This window comes from Massilia sp. P2_C2 (assembly GCF_056404615.1).
On record NZ_JBFUDR010000001.1, the window covers coordinates 36,279 to 57,340 of the forward strand.

Sequence of the window (21,062 nt, forward strand, 5' to 3'; positions counted from 1 at the left end):
TCATGCGCGCCGATTTTTCCACGGTCTGGGTGACTGGGGTGTTGCTGTGCGCACTGCGCCTCGCGACGGTCCTCATGCTGGCCCCATTCTGGCAGCCGCTCGGCCTGCCCGTACGCGTACGCGTGCTGATCATCCTTGCCCTGTCGGCGACGCTGGTGTCCGCGACGCATGCCGCCCCGCTCGCCGCACCCGCCAGCGTGCCTGCCCTGCTCGGCGCCGCCGTCAATGAACTCATGGTCGGCGCGCTGATGGCATTCGGCGTCTTCACGGCCTTCGCCGCCTTCGCCTTCGCCGGCAACGCGCTGGATTTGCAGATCGGCTTCAACATCGCGAACGTGTTCGATCCGGTCTCGCGCACCCAGTCGCCGCTGCTCGCGTCCTTGTTCGCCATGACGGCCGTCGTCCTGTTCTTCACCGCCGACGCGCATCACGCGGTCCTGCGCGGCATCGCCTATTCGCTGGAGCGCATCCCGCTGGGCGGTCCGGCACCGCGGCCGGACGTGAGGGCACTCGGCCGCCAGTTCGGCGTCGTGTTCACGCTGGGACTGGCGCTCGCGGCGCCCGTGCTGTTCTGCCTGTTCTTCGTCGAACTGGCGATGGCGGTCCTCTCGCGCAACCTCCAGCAGTTGAACGTGTTCGTGCTCGGCACGCCCATCAAGGTCGTCCTCGGCCTGACCTTGCTCGCCACGCTGGCGCCGCAGTTCGGCCAGGCGGCGCGGCGCATCTTCGACGCGATCTTCAGTTTCTGGGAAGCGGTGCTCTGATGTCAGAAGAAAGCGACGACAAAAGCCAGGCGGCGACACCGCACAAGCTGCGCGAGGCGCGCAGGCGGGGCCAGGTCGCCAAGAGCGTCGAGGCCAATTACGCCGCGATCCTGGCGACGCTGGCCGGCATCTGCTTCGCGGCGGGGCCCAGCATCGCGCTGCGCGTGGTCGCCGTCGCGCGGCGCGCGCTCGAACAAGGAGCCCGCATCGACTGGAACCACGACGACGTGGCCGCATGGCTGGTCGGCGTGCTGGCCGAGGGCCTGGGCACGCTGGCCCCGTTGCTGCTGGCGCTCGTGTGCGCGGCCGTCGCCGCCAACGTGGCGCAGGTCGGCGGCGTGTTCAGCTTCGATCCGCTGACGCCGGACTTCAACCGCCTGAACCCGGCCGCGGGCGCGGCGCGCCTGTTCACCCTGCGGCCGCTGTACGACGGCGTGCGCAGCATGTTGAAACTCGCGCTGCTGTCCGCCGTCGCGTGGCTCGCGCTGCGCCACACGATGCCGGAGCTGTTCCGGCTGTCGTTCGTCGACGCGCACGGCCACGCCGCCATCGCCCTCGCCGCTGTCGGCCCGCTGCTGTTCCGACTGTTCCTGGCCGTGCTCCTCATCGCGCTCGTCGACGTCGCCTACACGCGCTGGGACTACGCGCGCAGGATGCGCATGAGCCACCGCGACATTACGGACGAACACAAGCAGCGCGAAGGCGACCCGCGCATCCGCAGCCGCCTGCGCCAGCTTCGGGCCGAGATGCTCAAGCAGGCGCGCGCCGCGCGCAAGCTGCCGGAAGCCGACGTCCTGATCACGAATCCCACGCACATCGCGATCGCGCTGTCGTACCGGCACGGCGAGATGCCCGCGCCCAAGCTGCTGGCCAAGGCCAGCGGCAAGCTCGCGCTCAAGATGCGCGAGGCCGCGCGCGCCCATGCGATTCCCATCGTGGAAAACCGGCCGCTCGCGCGCGAACTGTTCAAGCGCGGCGAGACCGACCAGTACGTGCCGGAAGACCTGTACYCGCGCATCGCCCGCATCCTGTTGTGGGTCTACGCCATGCGCCGCGAGAACCAGCGGAGGGCCGCATGAACGCGCTGCGCCGCGCCCTCCACGGGCACAGCGACATCGCCATGGTGCTGCTGGTGCTGGGCATCCTGTTCATGCTGTTCGCGCCGATCCCGTCCGGGATGCTGGATTTCCTGATCCTCGCGAACTTCAGCTTCGCCCTCCTGATCCTGCTGCTCACGTTCTACATGGAGAAGCCGGTCGAGTTCTCGACTTTCCCGTCGATGCTGCTCGTGGCCACGCTGTTCCGCCTGGGTCTCAACGTGTCGGCCACGCGGCTGATCCTGCGCGACGGCGACGCCGGCCACGTGATCGGCGCGATCGGCTCGTACGTCGTCGGCGGCAATTTCGTCATCGGGCTGATCGTCTTCCTGATTCTCGTCGTCGTGCAGTACGTCGTCGTCACCAACGGCGCGCAACGCGTGTCGGAAGTGGCCGCGCGCTTCACGCTGGACAGCATGCCGGGCCAGCAGATGAGCATCGACGCCGACCTGAACATGGGATTCATCGACCAGGAAGAAGCGCAGCGCCGGCGCCGCAACATCAGCAAAGAAGCCGCGTTCTACGGCGCGATGGACGGCGCCAGCAAATTCGTCAAGGGCGATGCGATCGCCGGCATCATCATCATGCTAATCAACAGCGTCGGTGGCCTCATCATCGGCGTGATGCAGCAGGGCCTCCCCTGGGACCAGGCGCTGCAGACCTACACGCTGCTCACCATCGGCGACGGTATCGTGACCCAGGTGCCGGCCCTCGTGATCTCGGTGGGCACGGGCCTCATCGTCACGCGCTCGTCGGCCGACGCGAACCTCGGCACGGAAGCCTTCCGCCAGATCACCGGCTTTGCCAAGCCGCTCGGCCTCGTCGCGGCGGCGTTGTGCGGCCTGATGTTCCTGCCGGGGATCCCGGTACTGCCTGCGCTGCTGCTGGCCGCCTTGTACGTGACGGTGATGCTGCTGCGCCGCCGCGGCGCGGCCGCCGCCGACGCACCCGGCGCGGACGACGCGCAGGCGCCCGCCGGCCAACGCGAGGAAGATGCGTGGGCCGCGCCGCCGGTCGAGCCGATCGAGGTCCAGCTCGGGACGGCGCTACTGCCCATGGTCGAATCGGACCAGCCCATGCTGATGGAACGCATCGCCGCATTCCGCAAGCAGTTCGCGCTCGAATCGGGCCTCGTGATCCCGAGCGTGCGCTTCCGCCCCGGCGCCCGCCTCGGCGCGAACGCGTACGAGATCCAGATCTTCGGCGCCGCCGTCGGCCGCGGCGAGTTGCAGCGCGACCTCCTGCTCGCCATCCAGCCGGGTCCCGACGCGCCCAAGCTGCCCGGCATCGAAACGCGCGAACCGACGTTCAACCTGCCCGCCGTGTGGATCGAGCCGTCGCAGCGCGAGACGGCGCAGGCCCGCAAGTACACGCTGGTGGAACCGCAGACCGCGTTGATGACGCATTTGTGCGAAGTGCTGCGCCAGCAGGGCGCGAGCCTCCTGTCCCGCCCCGAGACCGAGCGCCTGCTGCGCCGCGTGCGCGAAACGCAACCGGGCCTGGTGGAAGAGATCGTGCCGACCGTCCTCGGCGTCGGCGACGTGCAGCGCGTGCTGCAAGGCCTGCTCAAGGAAAAGGTCTCGATCCGCCACCTCGATGCCATCGTCGAAAGCCTCGTCGACAACGCGAAGCACAGCAAGGACCCGGTCTGGCTGACGGAGGTCGTGCGCCAGCGCCTCGGTCCCCTGATCTGCCAGGCGATCACCGGCGGCGCCCCGGCGCTGCAGGTCGTAACCCTCGATCCCACCATCGAACATACGCTGCTGCAAAGCGTCAGCGCCGCGGAAGCGAACGGCATGATGGCCGTCGAGCCGAAATTCGCCGAGCAGGTCGTCAGCGGCCTCGCCAAGCAGGCGGACAAGATGAGCAAGGCCGGCGTCGTGCCTGTGCTGCTGTGCGCGCCGGAGCTGCGCCGCCATCTGCGCTCGCTGTCCGAGCGCATGGTCCCGCACCTGCGCGTGCTGTCGCTCGCGGAAGTGCCGGGCACGGTCGAACTGCGCGCCTTCGCCACGCTGACACTATAAGCCGAACCACCAGGAGAACCGGACATGAGCAACGCCCTCGTCACCGCCATCGACAGCATGCAGAACGACCTGCGCCGCATGGACACGCTGAGCCAGAACATGGTCAACGTGTCCACGCCGGGCTACCGCCGCACGATGCCGGCCGCCCCCGCGTTCGCGCACGCGCTCGCCGCCGCGCAGCCGGGCCGAGACGCCGCCGCGCCGTCCGGCGCCGCGCAACCGGCCGCCATCGCGGTCGACCTCACGCACGGCGCGATCAAGCCGACGGGCCGCGACTGGGACCTGGCCATCGACGGTGACGGATACTTCGAGCTCGCGACGCCCGCCGGCCTGGCATACACGCGTGCCGGCGACTTCGCGCTGGATGCGCGCGGGCGGCTCGTGTCGGCGACCGGCTACCCGGTCCAGGGCCTGCAGGGCGACATCATCCTCGACGGCCCGGCCGCGACCATTTCCCGCGACGGCCGCATCACGCAGGACGGGCGCGAGGTCGCGCAGCTGCGCATCGTGCGCTTCACCGACCCGAAGTCGCTGCAGCTGACCGCGACGGGCGCGCTGCAACCGGCGCCAGGCGCCGCGCTCGAGGCGGACACCCGCGCGCAGCTGCTGTCCGGCCACCTGGAAAGCTCGAACGTCGCGCCGATGCGCGAGATGGTGGCCATGCTGCAGACGACCCGCCACTTCGAATCGGCGCAAAAGCTGTACCAGGGCTATGACGAGATGCTCGGCAACGCCATCCAGAAACTCGGTCAATTCTGATCTTTACGGAACTCGCATGAACGACTCCCTCTACATCGCCGCCACCGGCATGCAAGCGCAGCAGACGACGATCGATTCGATCGCGAACAACCTCGCCAACGTCGGCACCACCGGCTTCAAAAAAGGACGCGTCGCGTTCCAGCAGATGATGCAGGCCGATCCCGCCACGGCGGCGCAGCCGCCGTCTGCGGGCCTCGGCATCGCCGTCGCCAGCATCACCCGCGACTTCACACCGGGCACGCTGGCACAGACGGGGGCGCAGATGGACGTCGCCATCGACGGCGCCGGCTTCATCGAAGTGGCGCTGGCCGACGGCAGCCTCGCCTACACGCGCGGCGGCACGCTGTCCGTCACGCCCGACGCCTATCTCGCGACCGCCGACGGCCACGTCCTCAAGCCCGCCATCCACATCCCGGCGAACGTGAGCGCGATCCACATCGCGGCCGACGGCAAGGTCAGCATCCAGACGGCGGCCGGCGGCGCGTCGTCGGAGGTAGGACAGATCGAACTGGCGACGTTCGCCAACCCGGCCGCGCTGACCGCGCTGGCCGGCGGCCTGTACACGCCGACGGAAGGCTCGGGCGAGGCGATGGTCGCCAAGGCGGGCAGCGCGGGCCTCGGCCGGGTGGCCCAGGGTTCCCTGGAAAACTCCAACGTCAACCTGACCGACGAAATGGTCACGCTGATCGTCGCGCAGCGCGCCTACGAGATGAGCTCGAAGGTGATCCAGGCATCCGACGAAATGATGTCGTTGACGAACAACCTGCGCCGCTGATCAAGCCATGCGCTCCCTGCTCGCCGCACTCATGCTGCTGCCGCTGCCCGTCCTGGGCGCGCAAGTCCTGACGCTCGCGCCCACCGCGCTGGCGGCCGGCGCGCGCGTGACGCTGGCGGACGTGGCGAGCGCGCCCGCGGGCGCCGCACCCGCCCTTGGCACGGTCGACCTGGCCCCGGCCCCGCTGCCCGGCTACACGCTACGCCTTACGCGCGCCGAGATCGCGCGCATCCTGCGTGCGCGGGCGCTGCCTTTCACGCTCGCGGACGACGGCCCGGCCGTCGTGCAGGTCGAGCGCCGCAGTCAGGCATACGACAACGCGCAGGTCACGCAGGCCGCCGGGCAGGCATTGCACGCATTGGCGGCGGCCGACGACATCCGCCTCGAATTGGCGCCCGGCGCGCCGCTGCCCGACCTGCCCCTGCCCACGGGCGTCGTCGACCTGCGCGTGCGCCCGCCCGCCCCGCATGTACTGCGCCAGCGCCATCCGACCGTGTGGGTCGACGTCGTCGTGGCAGGCGCGTTCTACCGCACGGTGCCGGTCGGGTTCGAACTGCACGCGTGGCGCCCGGCGCTCGTCGCCGCGCACGCGCTGGATGCGGGCAGCGAGCCTCGTTGCGGCGACTTCGCCGCGCGCGACGTCGACCTGACCGCGCTCCCCGGACCCGCCATCGACGACTGCCGCGCGCTGCGCGGACGTCTCGTGCGCGCGCTCGGGCGCGACGAGCCGCTGTTGCAGGCACAACTCAGGCAACCGGCCGCCGTCGCCCAGGGCGACACGGTCACGCTGCAATTCATCGAAGGCGCGATCGTGCTCGAATCGCGCGCCACCGCGCTGGCCGACGGCGCCGTCGGCGACCAWATCGACGTACGCCCGTCCGGCGCGCGCCAGGCCGTGCGCGCGGACGTGGCGGGCGCCGGCATCGTCAGGATCAACGGAAAGTGAACATGAAACCCTTTGCCCCCACCTGCATCGCGCTGGTCCTCGCGGCCGCGGCCACCCTGCCCGTCCACGCGGACGATCTGTACAGCGAAAAGACCTTCCGCCCGCTCGCGTCCGACAAACGCGCGCACCTGCCCGGCGACGTACTGACGGTCCTGATCTACGAAAACTCGAGCGCCGTCACGAGTGCCGACACGACGCTGCAGCGCTCCAACGACGTTGCCGTGCGGGCGAGCGCCGACCAGCACGCGCATGCGGCCGCGATCGGTGCCAGCAACGATTTCAACGGCGGCGGCACCGTCCAGCGCCAGGGCAAGCTGCTCGCGCAGATGAGCGTGAGCGTCAGCGGCGTGGCGCCGAACGGCGACCTGCTGGTGGCGGGCGAGCAGCGCCTGGAAATCAATTCGGACCGCCAGATGATCCGCGTGGAAGGCCGCGTGCGTCCGCTCGACATCTCGGAAACGAACACGGTGCTGTCCTCGCGCCTGGCGGACGCGAAGATCAGCTACCTGGGCGACGGCGATCTGTCCAGCCGTCAGCGTCCGGGCTTCTGGTCGCGCCTGTTCAACTGGGTGGGCCTGTGATGCGCCGCCTGTTTGCCGCTCTGCTGTGCGCCGTGGCGCTGGCCGCGCCCGCCCATGCGGACACCGCGCGCCTCAAGGACCTCGGCAAGTTCGCCGGCTGGCGCGACAACGCCCTCGTCGGCTACGGCATCGTCACGGGCCTGGCCGGCAGCGGCGATTCGCCCGGCAACAAGGCGACGCGCCAGTCGATCGCCAACCTGCTGGCCCAGTTCGACGTGGCCGTGCCGCCCGACGACATCCTGAGCCGCAACGCCGCCGCCGTCATGGTCACCGCGCGCCTGCCCCCGGTTGCCCGCACCGGCGACACGCTCGACGTCACCGTGACGTCGCTGGCAGACGCGCGCAGCCTGGCCGGCGGCAACCTGCTGCTCGCGCCGCTCAAGGGCCCGGACGGCAAGGTCTACGCGCTGGCCCAGGGCGCGCTGTTCGTCGGCGGCTACAAGTACGACATGAACGGCAACGTGGCACAGAAAAACCATCCAACCGTCGGCTCCATCCCGGCCGGCGCGACCGTCGAATCCCCGGTCCGCGCGAACGTCCTGCGGCCCGACGGCACGATGGTGTTCACGCTGGCCGAAGCCGACTTCACGACGGCGTCGCGCATCGCCGACGCGATCAATGGCGCGTTCGGCCAGCCGCTGGCGCATGCGGCGGATGCCGAGGGTGTCGAGATCGCCGTGCCGGAAGCGTCGCGCGTACGCCTGGTGGACTTCGTCACGCGCATCGAGCGCTTGTCGGTGGAACCGGACAGCCGCGCGCGCGTCGTCGTCGACGAGCGCACCGGCACGGTCGTCTCGGGCGGCGACGTGCGCATCGCCCGCGTCGTCATCTCGCACGGCGACCTGAAGCTGTCGATCGTCACCGACAACCTCGTCTCGCAGCCGCTCGTGATCGGGCGCGCGGGCGACGGGATCCGTACCGAAGTCGTCTCGAACTCGCGCATCCACGTGGGCGAGCGCGACGAAACCGGCTACGTGAGCGCCTCGAACAACACGGTGGCGGACCTGATCCAGGCGCTCACCCGCATCAAGACCAGCACGCGCGACATCATCTCGATCCTGCGTGCCGTGAAGGCCGCGGGCGCGCTGCACGCCGACCTGGTCATCCAGTAATTCTCACGTATCCACAGGAGCACTCATGTTCGGAAACACGGAAGCCATCACCGTCGAGATGGCGAAACTGGCCCTCGATGCGGCGAGCCTGCGGCACCAGGCGATCGCCCACAACATCGCGAACGCCAACAGTCCCGGCTTCACCCCCGTGCGCGTCAGCTTCGAAGACCAGCTGGGCACCGTGCGCGCGGCCCTGCGCGACGGCGCGCCCGTGCAGCACGCGATGCTGGCGCAGGTGCGCCCCGTGATGACGCGCGACGCGGTCGTCACCGACACCGACCGCACCGCCCTGCTCGACATGGAAGTGGCCGACATGGCCCAGAACACGGTGCAGTACGAAGCCCTGTTGAAAGCACTCGGCAAGCACCTGGCGATCCTGGGCAGCGCCATCAATGAAGGGAAACGCTGATGGATTACCGTAACGCCTTCGCCATCAGCGCCAGCGGCATGACGGTCGAGAAGATCCGGCTCGACACCACCGCGGCCAACCTGGCCAACATCCACAGCACGCGCGGCGCGGACGGCAAGCCGTTCCAGCCGCTGTCCGTCAAGGTCACGGAATCGCCCGCCGGCTTCGCCGCCGGCTTCGAGCGCCAGGCGGGCGCCGCCGGCCTGCGCGGCGCCCACGTCGTGCGGATCGAGCCGGCCAACGTCGCGCCGAGGCGCCTGTACGAACCGGGCAATCCGGACGCGGACGACAAGGGCTTCGTGTCGCTGCCGGGCGTGAACCAGGTCACGGAGATGGTCAACATGGCGGGCGCGCTGCGCGCCTACGAAGCCAACGTCGTGGCCATGAACGCGGCCAAGACCATGGCCCTCAAGGCGCTCGAACTGGGAGGCGGCCAATGAGCGTCGACGCCATCGGTTTCCTGCCGCCGCTCGGCGGTGCACTGCCCGTCGTGCCGGGCGAAGCGGCGACGCCGGCGCCGACGTCCGCGTTCGGCACCTGGTTCACCGAACAGCTGGCCGGCGTGAACAATCAGCTCGCGGTGGCCGACCACGGCGTGCAACGGCTCGCGGCCGGCGACGCGTCCAACCTGCACCAGGTCATGATCGACCTCGAACAAGCAAAGGTGTCCCTGCAGCTCGTGATGCAGGTCCGTAACCACCTGCTCGATGCGTACCACGAGCTGATGCAGATGCAAATGTAAGGGTTTTACCGTGACCGTCATCCAAGAATTCTGGGGCCGCTTCGACCGCAGTGCGCGCGCCGGCCTGCTGTTGGGCTTCGTCGTCATCGTCGGCGTCGCCGTCGCCCTCGGCGTCGTCCTGCTGCGCACCGATTACCAGGTCCTGTTCGCCGACCTGGCACAGCAGGATGCCGCCACCATCACGTCCGAACTGGACAAGATGAAGATGCCTTACCGGCTCGGCAACGACGGCAACACGATCCTCGTGCCCGCCGACCAGGTTCACAAGACCCGCCTGAAGCTGGTCGGCAAGGAGCTGCCGCTGCGCGGTGCCGTCGGCTTCGAGCTGTTCAACACGAGCGAAGTCGGCATGACCGAGTTCGCGCAAAAGGTCAATTACCAGCGCGCGCTGCAGGGCGAGCTGACGCGGACGATCCTCGCGCTCGACGAGGTGCAGTCCGTGCGCGTGCACCTCGTGCTCGCGGAACAGGGGCTGTTCAAGAAAACCGCGCACCAGGCCAAGGCATCGATCTCGATCGCGCTCAAGCCGGGCTTCACGCAGGATGTGGCGCAGATCCAGGGCATCCAGCGCCTCGTGAGCGCGGCCGTTCCCGACATCCGTCCGGACGACGTCACCGTCGTCGACCAGCGCGGCGTCGCCCTGACCCGCCGCGCCCCCGAGGGAGAAGATGCCGCCGGTACGGACAACCTGGACGACAAGCGTGCCCTCGAGACCTACCTGCAGAAGAAGGTGACCCAGGTGCTGGACCGCACCTACGGCGCCGGCCAGGCGATCGCCAGCGTCGACGTCACGCTGGGCCATGCGCACAGCAGGGTCACGACCGAGAGCGTGCTGGGTAACCGTGCGGACGGCGACGGCGTCGCCGGCGTGAAGGTGCGCGAACGCGTCACCACGCGCGACGCGACCGCCGAGGGGGATGCCGAGCATCCGGCGCCGACGAGCCGCGAAGCGGATTACCAGGTCGGCCGCCGCGTCGAGCAGGTGGTGTCCGGCGCCGGCGGCGTGGCCCGCGTGAACGTGGCCGTGGTCGTACGAGGCAACCAGGACCAGGCGCAGCTCGACCGCCTGCGCGACGTGGTGGCACTGGCCGCCGGTATCGACCGCCAGCGCGGCGACGGCGTGTCCGTGTATGCGATGGACCAGCTGGCCAATCCGACGCCCGTCGCGCCGGTCACGTCCGCCGCGCCCGCCGCTGCCGCCCCGGTCGCGGACGACGTACCTCCACCCGTGCCCATACCGGCAGCCGGCACGCGCCTCGTCGCGCCGTTGCTGTTGCTCGCCGCGCTCGCCGTGGCGCTGGTCGCGGCTGCCGTTGTGCTGACGCGGCGCGGCCGCGATCGCGCGCAGCTGCGCCAGCTCAGCGTCGACGAGCGCCGCGCCGTGCTGGCCCAGGTGAACGCCTGGCTGGAAGCGCCGCGCCAGGCCGTGCGGGAGGACGCCTGATGCCGGCCCACCGCCAGTCGGCGCTGCTGCTGCACGGCCTCTCCGCGGCCGACCAGCGCTGGGTCCTTGCGCGCGTGGACCCGGCCGACGCGGTCGTGCTGCGCGCCCACCTGCGCGAGTTGCGCGAACTGGGGATCCCGGCCGATCGGACGCTGGCGCCTTCGGCCGCGCCTGCCGCGCCGGGCGCCGATCCGCATGCGGCCATCGTCGCGCGGGCATCCGCGGCCGGCCTGCAGCTCGCCCTCGGCGACGAACCGGCCTGGTTTGTGGCGCAAGTGCTGGCCCTGCGTGACTGGCCGTGGCACGTGGCCTTCCTCGACGGCTTGCCGGACGAACGCCGCGCGGCCGTCGCTAACGCCGAGCCGGCCGCGCTGGCAACCCATGCCGAAGCGGCGCTGCTGGCGGCGCTCGCCGTACGGCTGGCCGGCGACGGGCCGGCGGCCGCGTCGTCGGTCTGGAACAAGCTGCGGAGGCGCGCCTGATGCAGCGCTACGTCGACGCCGTCCGCACCGCGCAATTCGTGCGTAAACTGGGGCACGTGCGCCAGCTGGGCGGATTGGGCATCGAATCGACTGGGCCCGATACCGTGATCGGCGAGATCTGCGAGGTGCGTCCGCGCGACGGCGCCCCCGTCCTGGCCGAGGTCGTGGGCCTGCGCGAAGGCCGCGCGATCCTGATGCCCTACGGCGACATCCAGGGCCTCGGCGTCGGCTGCGAAGTGCTGGCCACGGGGCGTATGCCGCGCGTGCCCGTGGGCCCTGGCCTGCTGGGCCGCGTGATCGACGCGTTCGGCGCGCCGCTCGACGGCAAGCCGGCGCCCGCGGCCGAACAACAGCGGCCGCTCAAGGCGGCGCCGCTGAATCCCCTGTCGCGCCCTCCCGTCGACGAAGTGCTGGAGACGGGCGTGCGCTGCATCGACGCCCTGCTCACCATCGGCCGCGGCCAGCGCATCGGCATTTTCGCCGGCAGCGGCGTCGGCAAGAGCACCCTGCTCGGCATGATCGCGCGGAACACGCTGGCGGAAGTGAACGTGATCGCGCTGATCGGCGAGCGCGGACGGGAAGTGCGCGAATTCATCGACAAGCAGCTCGGCCCCGAAGGCCTGGCGCGCTCGGTGGTCGTCGTGGCGACTTCCGACCAGCCGGCGCTGGCCCGCGCCCGTGCCGCATATGCCGCCACGGCGATCGCCGAATATTTCCGTGACGCGGGACGCCAGGTTTTGCTGACGATGGATTCCGTCACCCGCTTCGCCATGGCGCGGCGCGAGATCGGACTCGCGGTCGGCGAACCGCCCACCGCGCGCGGCTACACGCCGTCCGTGTTCGCCGAACTGCCGGAACTGTGCGAGCGCTGCGGCACGGCGGCGGGCGGCGGCGCCATCACCGCGCTCTACACCGTGCTGGTCGAGGGCGACGACTTCAACGAACCGGTGTCGGACATGCTGCGCGCCACGCTGGATGGCCATGTCGTGCTGGCACGGCGCCTGGCGCAGCAGGGCCACTATCCCGCCATCGACGTGCTGCACAGCGCCAGCCGCCTGCTGGGCGACCTGGCCGGCCCCGACGAGCTGACGCTGGTGCACGACACGCTCGAACTGCTGTCGACGTACGAACGCAACCGCCAGCTGATCGAGATGGGCGCATACAAGGCCGGCAGCAGCGCCGCCATCGACGCCGCGATCTCGTTATGGCCCGCGCTCACGCGCTTCCTGCGCCAGCGCGGCGCGCGCGGCAACAGCCGCGCCGAGGCGTTGGCCGACCTGCGCACGGCGCTGCGCTCGCCCGCCGCGCAAGGAGCGGCGGCATGACGCGCGACCGCCGCGGCTTCCGCTACGCGCTCGATGGGGTGCGCAGCGTGACGGGCTGGAAGATCGACGAGCTGACCCTGGAACTGGCGCGGCGCCAGGGCGAGGCCGACGACCAGCAAGACCGCGTGGACGCGCTCACCGGCGAATTCCGGACCGCGCGCACGCAGCTGCTGGCCCGGCGCGAATCGCAGGCCCTGCTCGACATCGGCACCGAGCGCGGTACCCATGCCTACCTGATCCGCCTGCAGCAGACCCTCGCCGCCGCGTCCGCCGAGCTGCGCACGCTGCGGGAACGATGCGACGAGACCCGCGCCGCGCTGCTGGAGGCCCGCCGTTTCGCCGACAGCCTGGAACGCGACCGCGAAGCGGCACTGGCCGAACACGACCTCGTAATCGCGCGACGCCTGTTCGCCGACGCCGACGACAACTGGATGCAACGCCACCCCCGGAGGAACCCATGACAACGATCGCCGCTAGTGCGGCCGGCCCGGACGACTTGTCGGCCGGCACGCGCCGCGTGGACGCCGCCAACCAGCGCGAGGCCTGGCTGCGCCAGATGGAACTCGCGCAGCTGGCCGGCATGGGCGGCACGCCCGCGCATGCCGCACCGGCCGCGCCGCAACCCGCACGCGCCGCCGGTACGCTCGCGCCATCCGCCGCGCAGGTCGTGACCCGGCCGGCCACGCCGGATGCCGCCGCAGACACGGACGCCGTGCGGGACGGTACGCCGGCTGCCGGCATGCGCCGCGCGGACGCTGCCGGCACCGACACGGACACGGAAGCCGACATCGCGGCGCAACGGCCGGACAACGACACCGCCGCCACCGGCGCAGCGCTCACCGCGGCCGCACCGGTGCGGCCCCTGCAAACAGAGGTCGTGCGCGTTGACGACGCCGGCCCGGACGCCGCGGCTGTGCCGCCGGCAGCGCTGCAGGCGATGGCAAGTCCCGCGCAAGGGGCGGTCGCCGCCGCCGACGTGCTCCAATCCGCGACGCCGGCCGTCACGCCCGCCCTCGCCGCCACCCTGCCGCTGCGCCCGAACCTGCCCGCCGCGCCGGCAGCGGAGGCGTCGGCGCCGCACGCTGCTCCCGAGGCCGGCGAAGCGCCCGACTGGCAGAAGCGCGTGATGCATCTGACCGGCGACGGCGACGACGTCAAGCTCTGGATCCGCGACGGCGAGTTGTCGCCCGCCCAGGCGCAGCAACTGGTCGCGCGCCTGGCGGGCGACGTCGCCGCCATGGGCCTGCGCCTCAAGGAAGCCACCGTCAACGGCAAGCCGGCGCTGCGCGCACCGGCGGCCGAAGAACCCGAAGCGTTCGTAGCACCGATCACCCATCCGACCACGGAGCGATAAATGTCCCTCGATAGCGTCACCCCGGTCAATACCTCGACCAACAACCATATCAACCAACAGGACTTCCTGCGCATCCTGCTCACCCAGCTGAATGCACAGGACCCGCTCAAGCCGATGGACAACGGCGCCTTCGTGGCCCAGCTGGCGCAATTCTCGCAGCTCGAATCGGCCCAGCAGGCCACCGCCTCGCTCAACCAGCTGGTGGCCCTGCAGACCGCGACGCAGTCCGTCGCCCTGCTCGGCAAGTCCGTGGACGTGCTGAGCAACACGGGCTTCACGAGCGGCCAGGTGACGGGACTGTCCGTGAGCGGCAACACCCAGACCCTGACCGTCCATCCGGCCAGCGGCGCCGACGTCACCGGCGTCGCCCGCAGCTCGGTCTACAACATCCGCTGACGCGGCGAGGAATCCATGACGCTTTCATCCATCAACATCGGCACGTCCGGCCTCGTCGGCTTTTCCAAGCAACTGGAAACGATCAGTAACAACGTCGCCAACCTGAACACGCCCGGCTTCAAGGGCGCCAACAACCAGTTTTCGGCACTGTTCTCCGGCGGCGACGGCGCCGGCGGCAACGCGAGCGCACGCAGCGGCGCGGGCCTCGCCACGCTGCCCAGCAGCGTCGATTTCGCCCAGGGCCAGGTCAGCCAGACGGGCAACGACCTCGACGTCGCCATCGACGGCCACGGCTTCTTCGTGCTGAAAGACGACGGCGGCAACCTGCTGTACACGCGCGACGGCCGTTTCAACTTCAACGCGGACGGTGCGCTCGTCAACAACGAAGGCGCGCACGTGCAGGCCCTCGGCACGGACGGCGCGCTGCACGACATCAGCCTCGACGGCGTGCGCACGAACCCGGCGTCGCCCAGCACGACGATCAAGTTGAGCGGCACCCTGTCCACCGCCGACACGACGAAGGTCGTCAACGGCATCACGGTGACGGATGCCGCCGGCGGCAGCCACACGCTGTCGATCGAATTCAAGAACGACACGGCGACGACGGACGGCAGCTGGACGGTCACCGTCAAGGAGGACACCACGTCCGTCGCGACGGGCGAGGTGCGCTTCGCCAACGGCGTGCTCGATCCGGCCCACGCCAAGGTCGCCTTCACCTACAGCCCGGCCGGCGTGGCACCGCTGGCGCTGACGGCCGTCCTCGACACGGGCGCCACCAGCGCCGCCAGCGGCGCATCGACGCTGGCCTTGGCGTCCGTCGACGGCTGGGGCGTGGGCACGCTCGGCACCACCACGTTCGACGCGAACGGCAAGCTGTCGCTGAGCTATTCGAACGGCCAGAAGGCCACGCCGCAGACACTGGCGCTGGCGACCTTCGGCGCCGCCGGCGACCTCGAACAGGGAACGGGCACGAGCTTTCGCGCCAAGCGCCCCGACGCGGGCGTGCTCGGTGTGGCCGACGGCAAGGGGTCGACGATCGCGCCGGAATCGCTGGAAGGGTCGAACGTCGACCTGTCGCGCCAGTTCAGCGCGATCATCGTCACCCAGCGCGGCTACCAGGCGTCGTCGGAGCTGATCAGCACCGCCAACCAGATGCTCGACACGCTGATGCACATGAAGGGTTGATCGCGCGTGAACGTCACACCCTACCTRCTGCCCGGCCGCGGCGTCACCACCGGACTCGCGCAACGCGCGCTGGCCGCGCTCGAAAGCTGGGCGCGCGACTGGGCCGCCTTGCCCGACCATGCGGTCGCGTGCGGCGACGCCTGCGAAGCCGCACCGGCCGCGCTGGATACGGCGTGGCAGCGGCGCACGCTGGCCGCCGGCGCCTACGTCTTCATCGCGCTGCCGTGGGATGGCCAGCGCTGGATGGAGCAACTCGTCTTCGGCCTCGACGAGGGCGCGCCCGCCTCCGCGCTGGCCGGCGGCGTCGCGGCGGGCGCGCTGGAGGCGCTCGCCGCGCGGCTGGTCGACGCGCTGACGGGCCAGGCGTCCACGTCCGCCGAACGCGCCGCGCCGGCCCCGGCGCTGCTGCGGCGCGGCGCCGGCACCATCCTGTGCACGATTCAGCTGGGCGCGCGCACCGTGCGCGTGCTGGTGCCCGCCGGCGCGTACGCCGCACCTGCGCGGACGGCGCGCGCCGGCGCGCCCGTCGTGCCGCTGCAGCGCGCACTGGCGGCCCTGCCCGTGCCGCTCACGGTCGAATTGTGCCGCGCCGAGCTCACCCTCGGCTATCTGCGCACCCTCGCGGTGGGCGACGTGCTCGGATTGCCGATGACGCTCGACGCGCCGCTGCGCGTACACGGACCGGATGCCGCGCCGCTGTGCGCGGCCCATCTGGGCGGCACCGACGGCCGGCGCGCGGTCGAGCTGACCAGCCTCACCGGCGCCCCGGGCGCCGCCAACGAAACAAGGAACGCAACATGAAAGACAGCACAACCAGCGCCGCGCAAGTCATCGAACTGCCGGAGCTCCCGCACCACGGCCATGCCGGCACCGGACCGAATATCCTGAGCGGCAACCTGGACGTCATCGGCAGCGTCAAGGTCGCGCTCACGGTGCGCGTGGGCGGCGTGGTCGTCAGCGTGGACGAACTGATGAACATGAAGGACGCGCACGTGCTCAAACTCGACGCGGCACTCGACGCGCCCGTCGACGTGCTCCTCGAAGGGAACGTGGTCGCGCGCGGCCAGCTGGTGGCCGTCGACGACAATTTCGGCGTGCGCATCACCGAACTGCCGAAGGCGGGCCAGGCGTGACCGCGTCCGCCCGCCGGCATCTTGCCGCCGCCGTACTGGGTACGGCCTGCGCCGTCGCGGCCGTGCCGGTACTGGCGCAGGTCGCGTCCGCGCCGCCGGCGAAAACGGCAATCCCGTTCAAGCAGGACAAGGAATCCGGTGCCGACCTGGCTGCGCGCGCCGCCGGCGTGCTGGCGCTGGGTGCGCTCGCGGCCTACGGCGGCGCCGTCGCCCTCAAGCGTTCCGGCCTGGCCGGGCGCACGCTGCCGGGCAAGACGCGCCGCGTACGGGTGGCAGAAACCGTGCGCCTGTCGCGGCGCAGCGTGCTGCACGTGGTCGAGTATCGCGGCGAAGAACTGCTGTTGGCGGAAAGCGAGCACGGCCTGCAGCTCATCAAGAGCCGCGCTGAAGGAGCGGGCGATGCGTAAGCTTTCCGTTCGCGGCGTCGGCCTCGGCCTGGCGCTGGCGCTCGCCGCGTCCGCCTCTGCCGCCACCGATGTCACCCTGCCCGGCGTCGACATCACGGTCGGCGGCGCGGGCGGTGCGACCCAGGTGTCGGCCGCGCTCAAGGTGCTGCTGGGCCTGACGGTGCTCAGCATCGCGCCGGCCTTGCTGGTGTCGGTGACGTCGTTCATCCGCATCACGGTGGTGCTGTCGATGCTGCGCCACGCGCTGGGCATGCAGGAAACGCCGCCCAACACGGTGTTGATGAGCCTTGCGCTGTTCCTCACCTTTTTCACGATGGCGCCGACCATCGAGGCCGTGAACAGCCAGGCGTTCCAGCCTTTCATGAACAACAAGCTGGCCGCCGGTCCCGCGTTCGACAAGGCCTTGCACCCGATCCGCGCCTTCATGGTGCGTCAGACGCGCGAGCAGGACCTGCGGCTGATGGTGGACATCGCCAAGGCACCCATGCCCGACAGCGTCGACGACATCTCGACCGTGCAGCTGATCCCGGCGTTCATGCTGTCCGAGCTGCGCGCGGGTTTCCAGATCGGCTTCGTGATCTTCCTGCCGTTCGTGCTGATCGACCTGATCGTCTCGACGATCCTGATGTCGCTCGGGATGATGATGGTGCCGCCGGTGACGATCTCCCTGCCGCTCAAGATCCTGATGTTCGTGCTGATGGACGGCTGGAACCTCGTCATCCGCGCCCTGCTCGGGACTTTCCAGTAGCGCCATGGGACTCGCCGTCGAGACCTCCGGCCGCCACGCCGCCCTCCCTCGCCCGCTGCCGGAGGAACTGTCGGTGTGGGCGGCTGCGCGCGCGGGCGACCCGCTGGCGCGCGGCCGCCTGATCGAGACCTACCTGCCGTTCGCGCGCATCATGGCTGCGAAGCTGTACGCGGCGCGAGTCGACCACGACATCGAGTTCGAGGACTATCTGCAGTACGCGACGGTCGGCCTGATCGAGTCCGTCGACCGCTTCGATCCGGCGTTCGGGGCGCTGTTCAAGACTTTCGCGGCCCACCGCATCCAGGGCGCGATCTCGAACGGGCTGGAACAACTGAGCGAGAAGCGGACCCAGGTCGCGACGCGCCGCCGCCTCGCAGCCGAACGCCGCGAGTGCGCGGCGGCCGCGCTCGACGCCGGCGGCGTCGACCTGTTCCAGCAACTGGCCGACGTCGCCGTCAGTCTCGCACTCGGCTTCGCGCTGGAAGGTGCGCGCGACGATGGGCTGGCCGCCGACGATGGTCCCGAACAGCCGTACGGCGCGCTCGAGATGGCACAGCTGCGCAACCGGTTGCATGCCCTGGTGGCGGATTTGCCGCAGCGCGAGCGTTTGGTGATAAAGTCTCACTACCTGCACCACGTTCCGTTCAACCTCATCGCCGACACCATGGGTATCACCAAAGGCCGGGTCTCGCAGATCCACCGCAACGCGCTCGACCAGCTGCGCAAGGCCATGCGCGCGATGCGCGCGTGCGACGTGGCATGGTAGCCGCGCTCGGCCCGGTCCAGCAGATCGTCGCTGCGATCCGCGCCGAAATGGCCGGTCGCGTGCAGGCCGGCAGCCCGCGCAAGCCGGCGGATGCGAAACCGGCGCGGCGCCCGCCCTCGCGTGCCGGCGTCCTGGTCGCCGAACGCGTACGCGCGCTCGATCCCGCCGACCCCGAACGCGGGCGCAAGGCGTTCCGGATTTTCCTCGAATCGGTGCTCCTCGCCGAACTGGGCGAGGAACTGATCAACGACCACGGGTTCTACGAACTCGTCGACCAGGTGCAGCGCACGATGGAGTCTAGCCCGCAGATCTCGGCCGCGATAGCGAAAGCGGTGGCGCGGCTGCTGGAGCCGGCCTCGAACCCGACCCGCTAGCCGCCGGCAGCGCGCGCAGCCAGCAAGGCGGCACGCAGGCGACCGACCTGTGTCTCGAGACGGGCGTCGAGCGTGCCGCCGTCGGTCTCGACCACGCAACCACCCAGCTCGATCGACTTGTCCGCCGCCCACTGCACGCTTGCACCCGACACCAGCGCCGGCTCCAGGCTGCCGGCCGACTGCAGGGTCGCGAGGTCGCCGGGATGCAGGCGCACGGTCACCCGCTGCGCGCCGGCCGCGTGCTCCACCGCCTCGTGCACGAGCGCGCGGATGCCGTCGCGGCTTACCGCCGCGGTTCCCAGCATCTTGCAGACGGCTTCGAAGGCGATCGCCACCGCCATCTCCTCGAGCCCCCGGATCCCCGTGTCGAGCGCCGTCTGGAGGCCGGCGGCGATCGAGCGGATCCTGGCCAGTTCCGCCTCGGCGCCGCGGTGCACCTCCTCGGCTCCGGCGGCACGGCCTTCCTGCAGGCCGCGCTGGCGGCCCAGTTCGCGCGCCGCCTCGGCCTCCTGCTTGAACTGCGCCAGCACGGACTCGCGGGCCTGGGCGAGCAAGGCCTCGACGTTCGGCATCCGCACGTCCTGCGGCTGCGGCTCGGCGGGCGTTGGCGGCGCGGCCGCCTCGACGGGCGCTACCGGCCGGTTCGCCTGTCGTGTGGCGAGCTTGCGGGTTTCGGATGAAATGACGGGAGATCGAAGGATGGAAGTCATGCGGCGTTCCAGGCAGGATGGGCGCGTTGGCGCCGACACGCCACTATGTCATAGAGCCTGATGTTTGCAAAGGCCCGGCCGATTCGGTTTGCGCTCGTGTGGGAAGCGGCCTACAATCGTGCGGCCCTCGACCATTTCTACGCTTCGCATGCAAACGCTTCCCCCCAACCTCCAGAGCGCAACCTCTGATGCCATCGCCCGCATGGACGATTACGCCGGCACCATCGTGCAATCGTTCACCGGCGAGATCGAGCAGTTCGGCTACAACGCCCCGTCCGTCCGCTTCCTCGCGCAGGTGATCGACGATCACCGCACCACCTACACCGCTGGTGCCGCGGCCAAGATCGCCGAGCTGTATGGCGCCTTCCTGTGCAAGGCGCTGATCGCCGAACTGCCGGAAGCGCGCCATCTCTGGATCGAAGCGGACGACGGCGAAACCGGCATCGTCCTGTCGAACGGGAGCACGAACGAGGTCGTGCTCCCGGCAGCCGCGATCCGCCGCCACATCGAGCTGGGCCCGACCGCATCCACGTACGACTATTTCATGGCCATGCGCGAGTTGTTCCGCTCGCGGGCGCTGTAGTCCAAGCGGCCGGCCGCACGCGCGCGACCGCGGCCGCCAGCAGCTCGTCCAGCACGGGCGCGGACGGTTCCTGCAATCGGCCGAGCGGCGTGTTCATGAGCGGATGGTCGAGCGCGGGATTGTCCAGGCGAGCGGATGCGCGCAGGCGCAGCACGGCCAGGATCTCGTACGGGTCGTACCAGAATGCTTCGAACGGCAGGTCGAACTCCATGTCCATGTCGGTCGACTTGCACTGGTGCGTGTGGCGATCGCACGCCGCCAGCAGCAGCGGCGCGAGGTCGGCGGCCGACGCCGAACGCCAGTTCGCCAGCAAGGCATCGAATTCGGGCACGCCGATGCCGCCGCCGGCCGCGCCGTCGATATCCTCGGCCAGGCGCAGCACGAAGCGCTGGGTCGCGCGCTGGAATCCTTCAACGCCGTCGAAGAAGCCGCGCATCTTTTCCATCCAGCGGCTGCGGCCGGCGAGATCGCGCGCGTAATCGTTCCAGCCCAGCGCCAGGCAATCACCGGCGATACCGCCGAACCACTCGAGCACCGGCGCGCCCCAGTTCTCCCCGCCGGTGGCGGCGTTCCGTTCGATCGATTCGAGGCGCGCGTCCATCTGCATCACCAGCGACCAGTAACCGTAAACGAGTGAACGACGCCATTCGGCTTGCCAATCGCCTTTCCCGCCCAGGGCAAGACGCATGGCGTCGCGCCGCAGCGTGACGAAAACCGCCCACAGATCGTCACCAAAGCGATGCATCGAATAGCTGAAAGTATCCTCTTCCACTTGATAGTCGAAGCCCAACCCTTCGTCGCCGACACGCTGGATAAAGCCCAGGCGCCTCTGCATTTGCTTGCTGTCAAATCCGAAAGTCAGCTTCTTCAGATAGCGGCTMAGGTTGGGAAAKCCCGCGGCGACGCCGRCGGCAGRATTTGAAGACATTTGTTTTCCTCGATTRGA

27 protein-coding genes are annotated in these 21,062 nt (G+C 70.1%); 25 read left to right on the forward strand and 2 right to left on the reverse strand.

The genetic code is table 11. The annotated features are described in order from the left end of the window. Nucleotides 1–2: 2 nt before the first annotated feature. Genes AC1DYX_RS00155 through AC1DYX_RS00270 form a run of 24 tightly spaced genes read left to right on the forward strand, consistent with a single transcriptional unit; the run spans nt 3 to nt 18,823 of the window. Nucleotides 3–764, forward strand: a complete 762-nt coding sequence (locus tag AC1DYX_RS00155; protein ID WP_477255048.1) for a flagellar biosynthetic protein FliR — start codon at nt 3–5, stop codon at nt 762–764. Continuing rightward, nucleotides 764–1,843: an EscU/YscU/HrcU family type III secretion system export apparatus switch protein gene (locus AC1DYX_RS00160; protein ID WP_477255050.1), complete on the forward strand. Its 1,080-nt coding sequence runs from the start codon at nt 764–766 to the stop codon at nt 1,841–1,843. Before AC1DYX_RS00155 ends, AC1DYX_RS00160 begins: the two co-directional genes overlap by 1 nt. After that, nucleotides 1,840–3,885 carry a flagellar biosynthesis protein FlhA gene (locus AC1DYX_RS00165; RefSeq protein ID WP_477255052.1) on the forward strand — a complete coding sequence of 682 codons (2,046 nt, stop codon included), beginning with the start codon at nt 1,840–1,842 and terminating at the stop codon, nt 3,883–3,885. Before AC1DYX_RS00160 ends, AC1DYX_RS00165 begins: the two co-directional genes overlap by 4 nt. A gap of 24 nt (nt 3,886–3,909) precedes the next feature. Further along, nucleotides 3,910–4,644: a flagellar hook-basal body protein gene (locus AC1DYX_RS00170; protein WP_477255054.1), complete on the forward strand. Its 735-nt coding sequence runs from the start codon at nt 3,910–3,912 to the stop codon at nt 4,642–4,644. A gap of 16 nt (nt 4,645–4,660) precedes the next feature. Next, nucleotides 4,661–5,419 carry a flagellar basal-body rod protein FlgG gene (gene flgG / locus AC1DYX_RS00175; RefSeq protein WP_477255056.1) on the forward strand — a complete coding sequence of 253 codons (759 nt, stop codon included), beginning with the start codon at nt 4,661–4,663 and terminating at the stop codon, nt 5,417–5,419. 7 nt (nt 5,420–5,426) lie between these two features. Beyond that, on the forward strand, nt 5,427–6,365 hold the full coding sequence (gene flgA, locus AC1DYX_RS00180) for a flagellar basal body P-ring formation chaperone FlgA (RefSeq protein ID WP_477255058.1): 939 nt from the start codon (nt 5,427–5,429) through the stop codon (nt 6,363–6,365). A gap of 2 nt (nt 6,366–6,367) precedes the next feature. After that, entirely contained in the window at nt 6,368–6,946 is a 579-nt protein-coding gene (locus AC1DYX_RS00185) for a flagellar basal body L-ring protein FlgH (protein WP_477255060.1), read from the forward strand. Continuing rightward, nucleotides 6,946–8,058: a flagellar basal body P-ring protein FlgI gene (locus AC1DYX_RS00190; protein WP_477255062.1), complete on the forward strand. Its 1,113-nt coding sequence runs from the start codon at nt 6,946–6,948 to the stop codon at nt 8,056–8,058. The genes AC1DYX_RS00185 and AC1DYX_RS00190 overlap by 1 nt, the downstream gene beginning before the upstream one ends. A gap of 25 nt (nt 8,059–8,083) precedes the next feature. Further along, entirely contained in the window at nt 8,084–8,467 is a 384-nt protein-coding gene (locus tag AC1DYX_RS00195) for a flagellar basal body rod protein FlgB (RefSeq protein ID WP_477255064.1), read from the forward strand. After that, nucleotides 8,467–8,907, forward strand: a complete 441-nt coding sequence (gene flgC / locus AC1DYX_RS00200; protein ID WP_477255066.1) for a flagellar basal body rod protein FlgC — start codon at nt 8,467–8,469, stop codon at nt 8,905–8,907. Before AC1DYX_RS00195 ends, flgC begins: the two co-directional genes overlap by 1 nt. Continuing rightward, nucleotides 8,904–9,209, forward strand: a complete 306-nt coding sequence (gene fliE, locus AC1DYX_RS00205; RefSeq protein ID WP_477255068.1) for a flagellar hook-basal body complex protein FliE — start codon at nt 8,904–8,906, stop codon at nt 9,207–9,209. The genes flgC and fliE overlap by 4 nt, the downstream gene beginning before the upstream one ends. 10 nt (nt 9,210–9,219) lie before the next feature. Continuing rightward, nucleotides 9,220–10,653 (forward strand): flagellar basal-body MS-ring/collar protein FliF, encoded by a 1,434-nt coding sequence (gene fliF / locus AC1DYX_RS00210; RefSeq protein ID WP_477255070.1) that lies wholly within the window; start codon nt 9,220–9,222, stop codon nt 10,651–10,653. Then, a complete protein-coding gene (locus tag AC1DYX_RS00215; RefSeq protein ID WP_477255072.1) occupies nt 10,653–11,135 on the forward strand; it encodes a hypothetical protein in 483 nt (160 codons plus the stop codon). Before fliF ends, AC1DYX_RS00215 begins: the two co-directional genes overlap by 1 nt. Continuing rightward, complete coding sequence (locus AC1DYX_RS00220) at nt 11,135–12,460, forward strand: FliI/YscN family ATPase (RefSeq protein WP_477255074.1); 1,326 nt, start codon at nt 11,135–11,137, stop codon at nt 12,458–12,460. The genes AC1DYX_RS00215 and AC1DYX_RS00220 overlap by 1 nt, the downstream gene beginning before the upstream one ends. Next, on the forward strand, nt 12,457–12,921 hold the full coding sequence (locus AC1DYX_RS00225) for a hypothetical protein (RefSeq protein ID WP_477255076.1): 465 nt from the start codon (nt 12,457–12,459) through the stop codon (nt 12,919–12,921). Before AC1DYX_RS00220 ends, AC1DYX_RS00225 begins: the two co-directional genes overlap by 4 nt. Next, the gene (locus AC1DYX_RS00230) at nt 12,918–13,814 is read left to right on the forward strand and encodes a hypothetical protein (RefSeq protein ID WP_477255078.1); all 897 of its coding nucleotides are present in this window, start codon (nt 12,918–12,920) and stop codon (nt 13,812–13,814) included. Before AC1DYX_RS00225 ends, AC1DYX_RS00230 begins: the two co-directional genes overlap by 4 nt. After that, nucleotides 13,815–14,210, forward strand: coding sequence for a flagellar hook assembly protein FlgD (locus AC1DYX_RS00235; RefSeq protein ID WP_477255080.1), 396 nt, complete (start codon nt 13,815–13,817; stop codon nt 14,208–14,210). It abuts the gene before it with no gap. Nucleotides 14,211–14,225: 15 nt separating this feature from the next. Next, the gene (gene flgF / locus AC1DYX_RS00240) at nt 14,226–15,395 is read left to right on the forward strand and encodes a flagellar basal-body rod protein FlgF (protein WP_477255082.1); all 1,170 of its coding nucleotides are present in this window, start codon (nt 14,226–14,228) and stop codon (nt 15,393–15,395) included. A 6-nt stretch (nt 15,396–15,401) separates the two neighbouring features. Beyond that, nucleotides 15,402–16,196 carry a FliM/FliN family flagellar motor switch protein gene (locus tag AC1DYX_RS00245; RefSeq protein WP_477255084.1) on the forward strand — a complete coding sequence of 265 codons (795 nt, stop codon included), beginning with the start codon at nt 15,402–15,404 and terminating at the stop codon, nt 16,194–16,196. After that, entirely contained in the window at nt 16,193–16,528 is a 336-nt protein-coding gene (locus AC1DYX_RS00250; RefSeq protein ID WP_477255086.1) for a FliM/FliN family flagellar motor switch protein, read from the forward strand. Before AC1DYX_RS00245 ends, AC1DYX_RS00250 begins: the two co-directional genes overlap by 4 nt. Continuing rightward, entirely contained in the window at nt 16,525–16,935 is a 411-nt protein-coding gene (locus tag AC1DYX_RS00255) for a flagellar biosynthetic protein FliO (protein WP_477255088.1), read from the forward strand. The genes AC1DYX_RS00250 and AC1DYX_RS00255 overlap by 4 nt, the downstream gene beginning before the upstream one ends. Further along, complete coding sequence (gene fliP / locus AC1DYX_RS00260) at nt 16,928–17,683, forward strand: flagellar type III secretion system pore protein FliP (RefSeq protein WP_477255090.1); 756 nt, start codon at nt 16,928–16,930, stop codon at nt 17,681–17,683. The genes AC1DYX_RS00255 and fliP overlap by 8 nt, the downstream gene beginning before the upstream one ends. Before the next feature lie 4 nt (nt 17,684–17,687). Beyond that, the gene (locus AC1DYX_RS00265) at nt 17,688–18,449 is read left to right on the forward strand and encodes a sigma-70 family RNA polymerase sigma factor (RefSeq protein ID WP_477255092.1); all 762 of its coding nucleotides are present in this window, start codon (nt 17,688–17,690) and stop codon (nt 18,447–18,449) included. Further along, nucleotides 18,443–18,823 carry a hypothetical protein gene (locus AC1DYX_RS00270; protein ID WP_477255094.1) on the forward strand — a complete coding sequence of 127 codons (381 nt, stop codon included), beginning with the start codon at nt 18,443–18,445 and terminating at the stop codon, nt 18,821–18,823. The genes AC1DYX_RS00265 and AC1DYX_RS00270 overlap by 7 nt, the downstream gene beginning before the upstream one ends. Here AC1DYX_RS00270 and AC1DYX_RS00275 read toward each other — a convergent pair. Further along, entirely contained in the window at nt 18,820–19,533 is a 714-nt protein-coding gene (locus AC1DYX_RS00275) for a FliH/SctL family protein (RefSeq protein ID WP_477255096.1), read from the reverse strand. The genes AC1DYX_RS00270 and AC1DYX_RS00275 overlap by 4 nt on opposite strands. 148 nt (nt 19,534–19,681) lie before the next feature. On the opposite strand from AC1DYX_RS00275, the gene AC1DYX_RS00280 reads away from it, so the two are divergent. After that, nucleotides 19,682–20,116 (forward strand): hypothetical protein, encoded by a 435-nt coding sequence (locus AC1DYX_RS00280; RefSeq protein ID WP_477255098.1) that lies wholly within the window; start codon nt 19,682–19,684, stop codon nt 20,114–20,116. Here AC1DYX_RS00280 and AC1DYX_RS00285 read toward each other — a convergent pair. Next, entirely contained in the window at nt 20,076–21,044 is a 969-nt protein-coding gene (locus tag AC1DYX_RS00285; RefSeq protein WP_477255100.1) for a hypothetical protein, read from the reverse strand. The two genes, AC1DYX_RS00280 and AC1DYX_RS00285, sit on opposite strands and share 41 nt — an antisense overlap. Nucleotides 21,045–21,062: the final 18 nt, after the last annotated feature.

What these genes read in the sequence shown, in the direction of transcription:
- AC1DYX_RS00155 (WP_477255048.1), top strand. Translation starts at nt 3, where the DNA reads ATGCGCGCCGATTTTTCCACGGTCTGGGTGACTGGGGTGTTGCTGTGC.
- AC1DYX_RS00165 (WP_477255052.1), top strand. Translation starts at nt 1,840, where the DNA reads ATGAACGCGCTGCGCCGCGCCCTCCACGGGCACAGCGACATCGCCATG.
- AC1DYX_RS00170 (WP_477255054.1), top strand. Translation starts at nt 3,910, where the DNA reads ATGAGCAACGCCCTCGTCACCGCCATCGACAGCATGCAGAACGACCTG.
- flgG (WP_477255056.1), top strand. Translation starts at nt 4,661, where the DNA reads ATGAACGACTCCCTCTACATCGCCGCCACCGGCATGCAAGCGCAGCAG.
- AC1DYX_RS00185 (WP_477255060.1), top strand. Translation starts at nt 6,368, where the DNA reads ATGAAACCCTTTGCCCCCACCTGCATCGCGCTGGTCCTCGCGGCCGCG.
- AC1DYX_RS00190 (WP_477255062.1), top strand. Translation starts at nt 6,946, where the DNA reads ATGCGCCGCCTGTTTGCCGCTCTGCTGTGCGCCGTGGCGCTGGCCGCG.
- AC1DYX_RS00195 (WP_477255064.1), top strand. Translation starts at nt 8,084, where the DNA reads ATGTTCGGAAACACGGAAGCCATCACCGTCGAGATGGCGAAACTGGCC.
- flgC (WP_477255066.1), top strand. Translation starts at nt 8,467, where the DNA reads ATGGATTACCGTAACGCCTTCGCCATCAGCGCCAGCGGCATGACGGTC.
- fliE (WP_477255068.1), top strand. Translation starts at nt 8,904, where the DNA reads ATGAGCGTCGACGCCATCGGTTTCCTGCCGCCGCTCGGCGGTGCACTG.
- AC1DYX_RS00215 (WP_477255072.1), top strand. Translation starts at nt 10,653, where the DNA reads ATGCCGGCCCACCGCCAGTCGGCGCTGCTGCTGCACGGCCTCTCCGCG.
- AC1DYX_RS00220 (WP_477255074.1), top strand. Translation starts at nt 11,135, where the DNA reads ATGCAGCGCTACGTCGACGCCGTCCGCACCGCGCAATTCGTGCGTAAA.
- AC1DYX_RS00225 (WP_477255076.1), top strand. Translation starts at nt 12,457, where the DNA reads ATGACGCGCGACCGCCGCGGCTTCCGCTACGCGCTCGATGGGGTGCGC.
- AC1DYX_RS00230 (WP_477255078.1), top strand. Translation starts at nt 12,918, where the DNA reads ATGACAACGATCGCCGCTAGTGCGGCCGGCCCGGACGACTTGTCGGCC.
- AC1DYX_RS00235 (WP_477255080.1), top strand. Translation starts at nt 13,815, where the DNA reads ATGTCCCTCGATAGCGTCACCCCGGTCAATACCTCGACCAACAACCAT.
- flgF (WP_477255082.1), top strand. Translation starts at nt 14,226, where the DNA reads ATGACGCTTTCATCCATCAACATCGGCACGTCCGGCCTCGTCGGCTTT.
- AC1DYX_RS00250 (WP_477255086.1), top strand. Translation starts at nt 16,193, where the DNA reads ATGAAAGACAGCACAACCAGCGCCGCGCAAGTCATCGAACTGCCGGAG.
- fliP (WP_477255090.1), top strand. Translation starts at nt 16,928, where the DNA reads ATGCGTAAGCTTTCCGTTCGCGGCGTCGGCCTCGGCCTGGCGCTGGCG.
- AC1DYX_RS00265 (WP_477255092.1), top strand. Translation starts at nt 17,688, where the DNA reads ATGGGACTCGCCGTCGAGACCTCCGGCCGCCACGCCGCCCTCCCTCGC.
- AC1DYX_RS00270 (WP_477255094.1), top strand. Translation starts at nt 18,443, where the DNA reads ATGGTAGCCGCGCTCGGCCCGGTCCAGCAGATCGTCGCTGCGATCCGC.
- AC1DYX_RS00275 (WP_477255096.1), bottom strand. Translation starts at nt 19,533, where the DNA reads ATGACTTCCATCCTTCGATCTCCCGTCATTTCATCCGAAACCCGCAAG.
- AC1DYX_RS00280 (WP_477255098.1), top strand. Translation starts at nt 19,682, where the DNA reads ATGCAAACGCTTCCCCCCAACCTCCAGAGCGCAACCTCTGATGCCATC.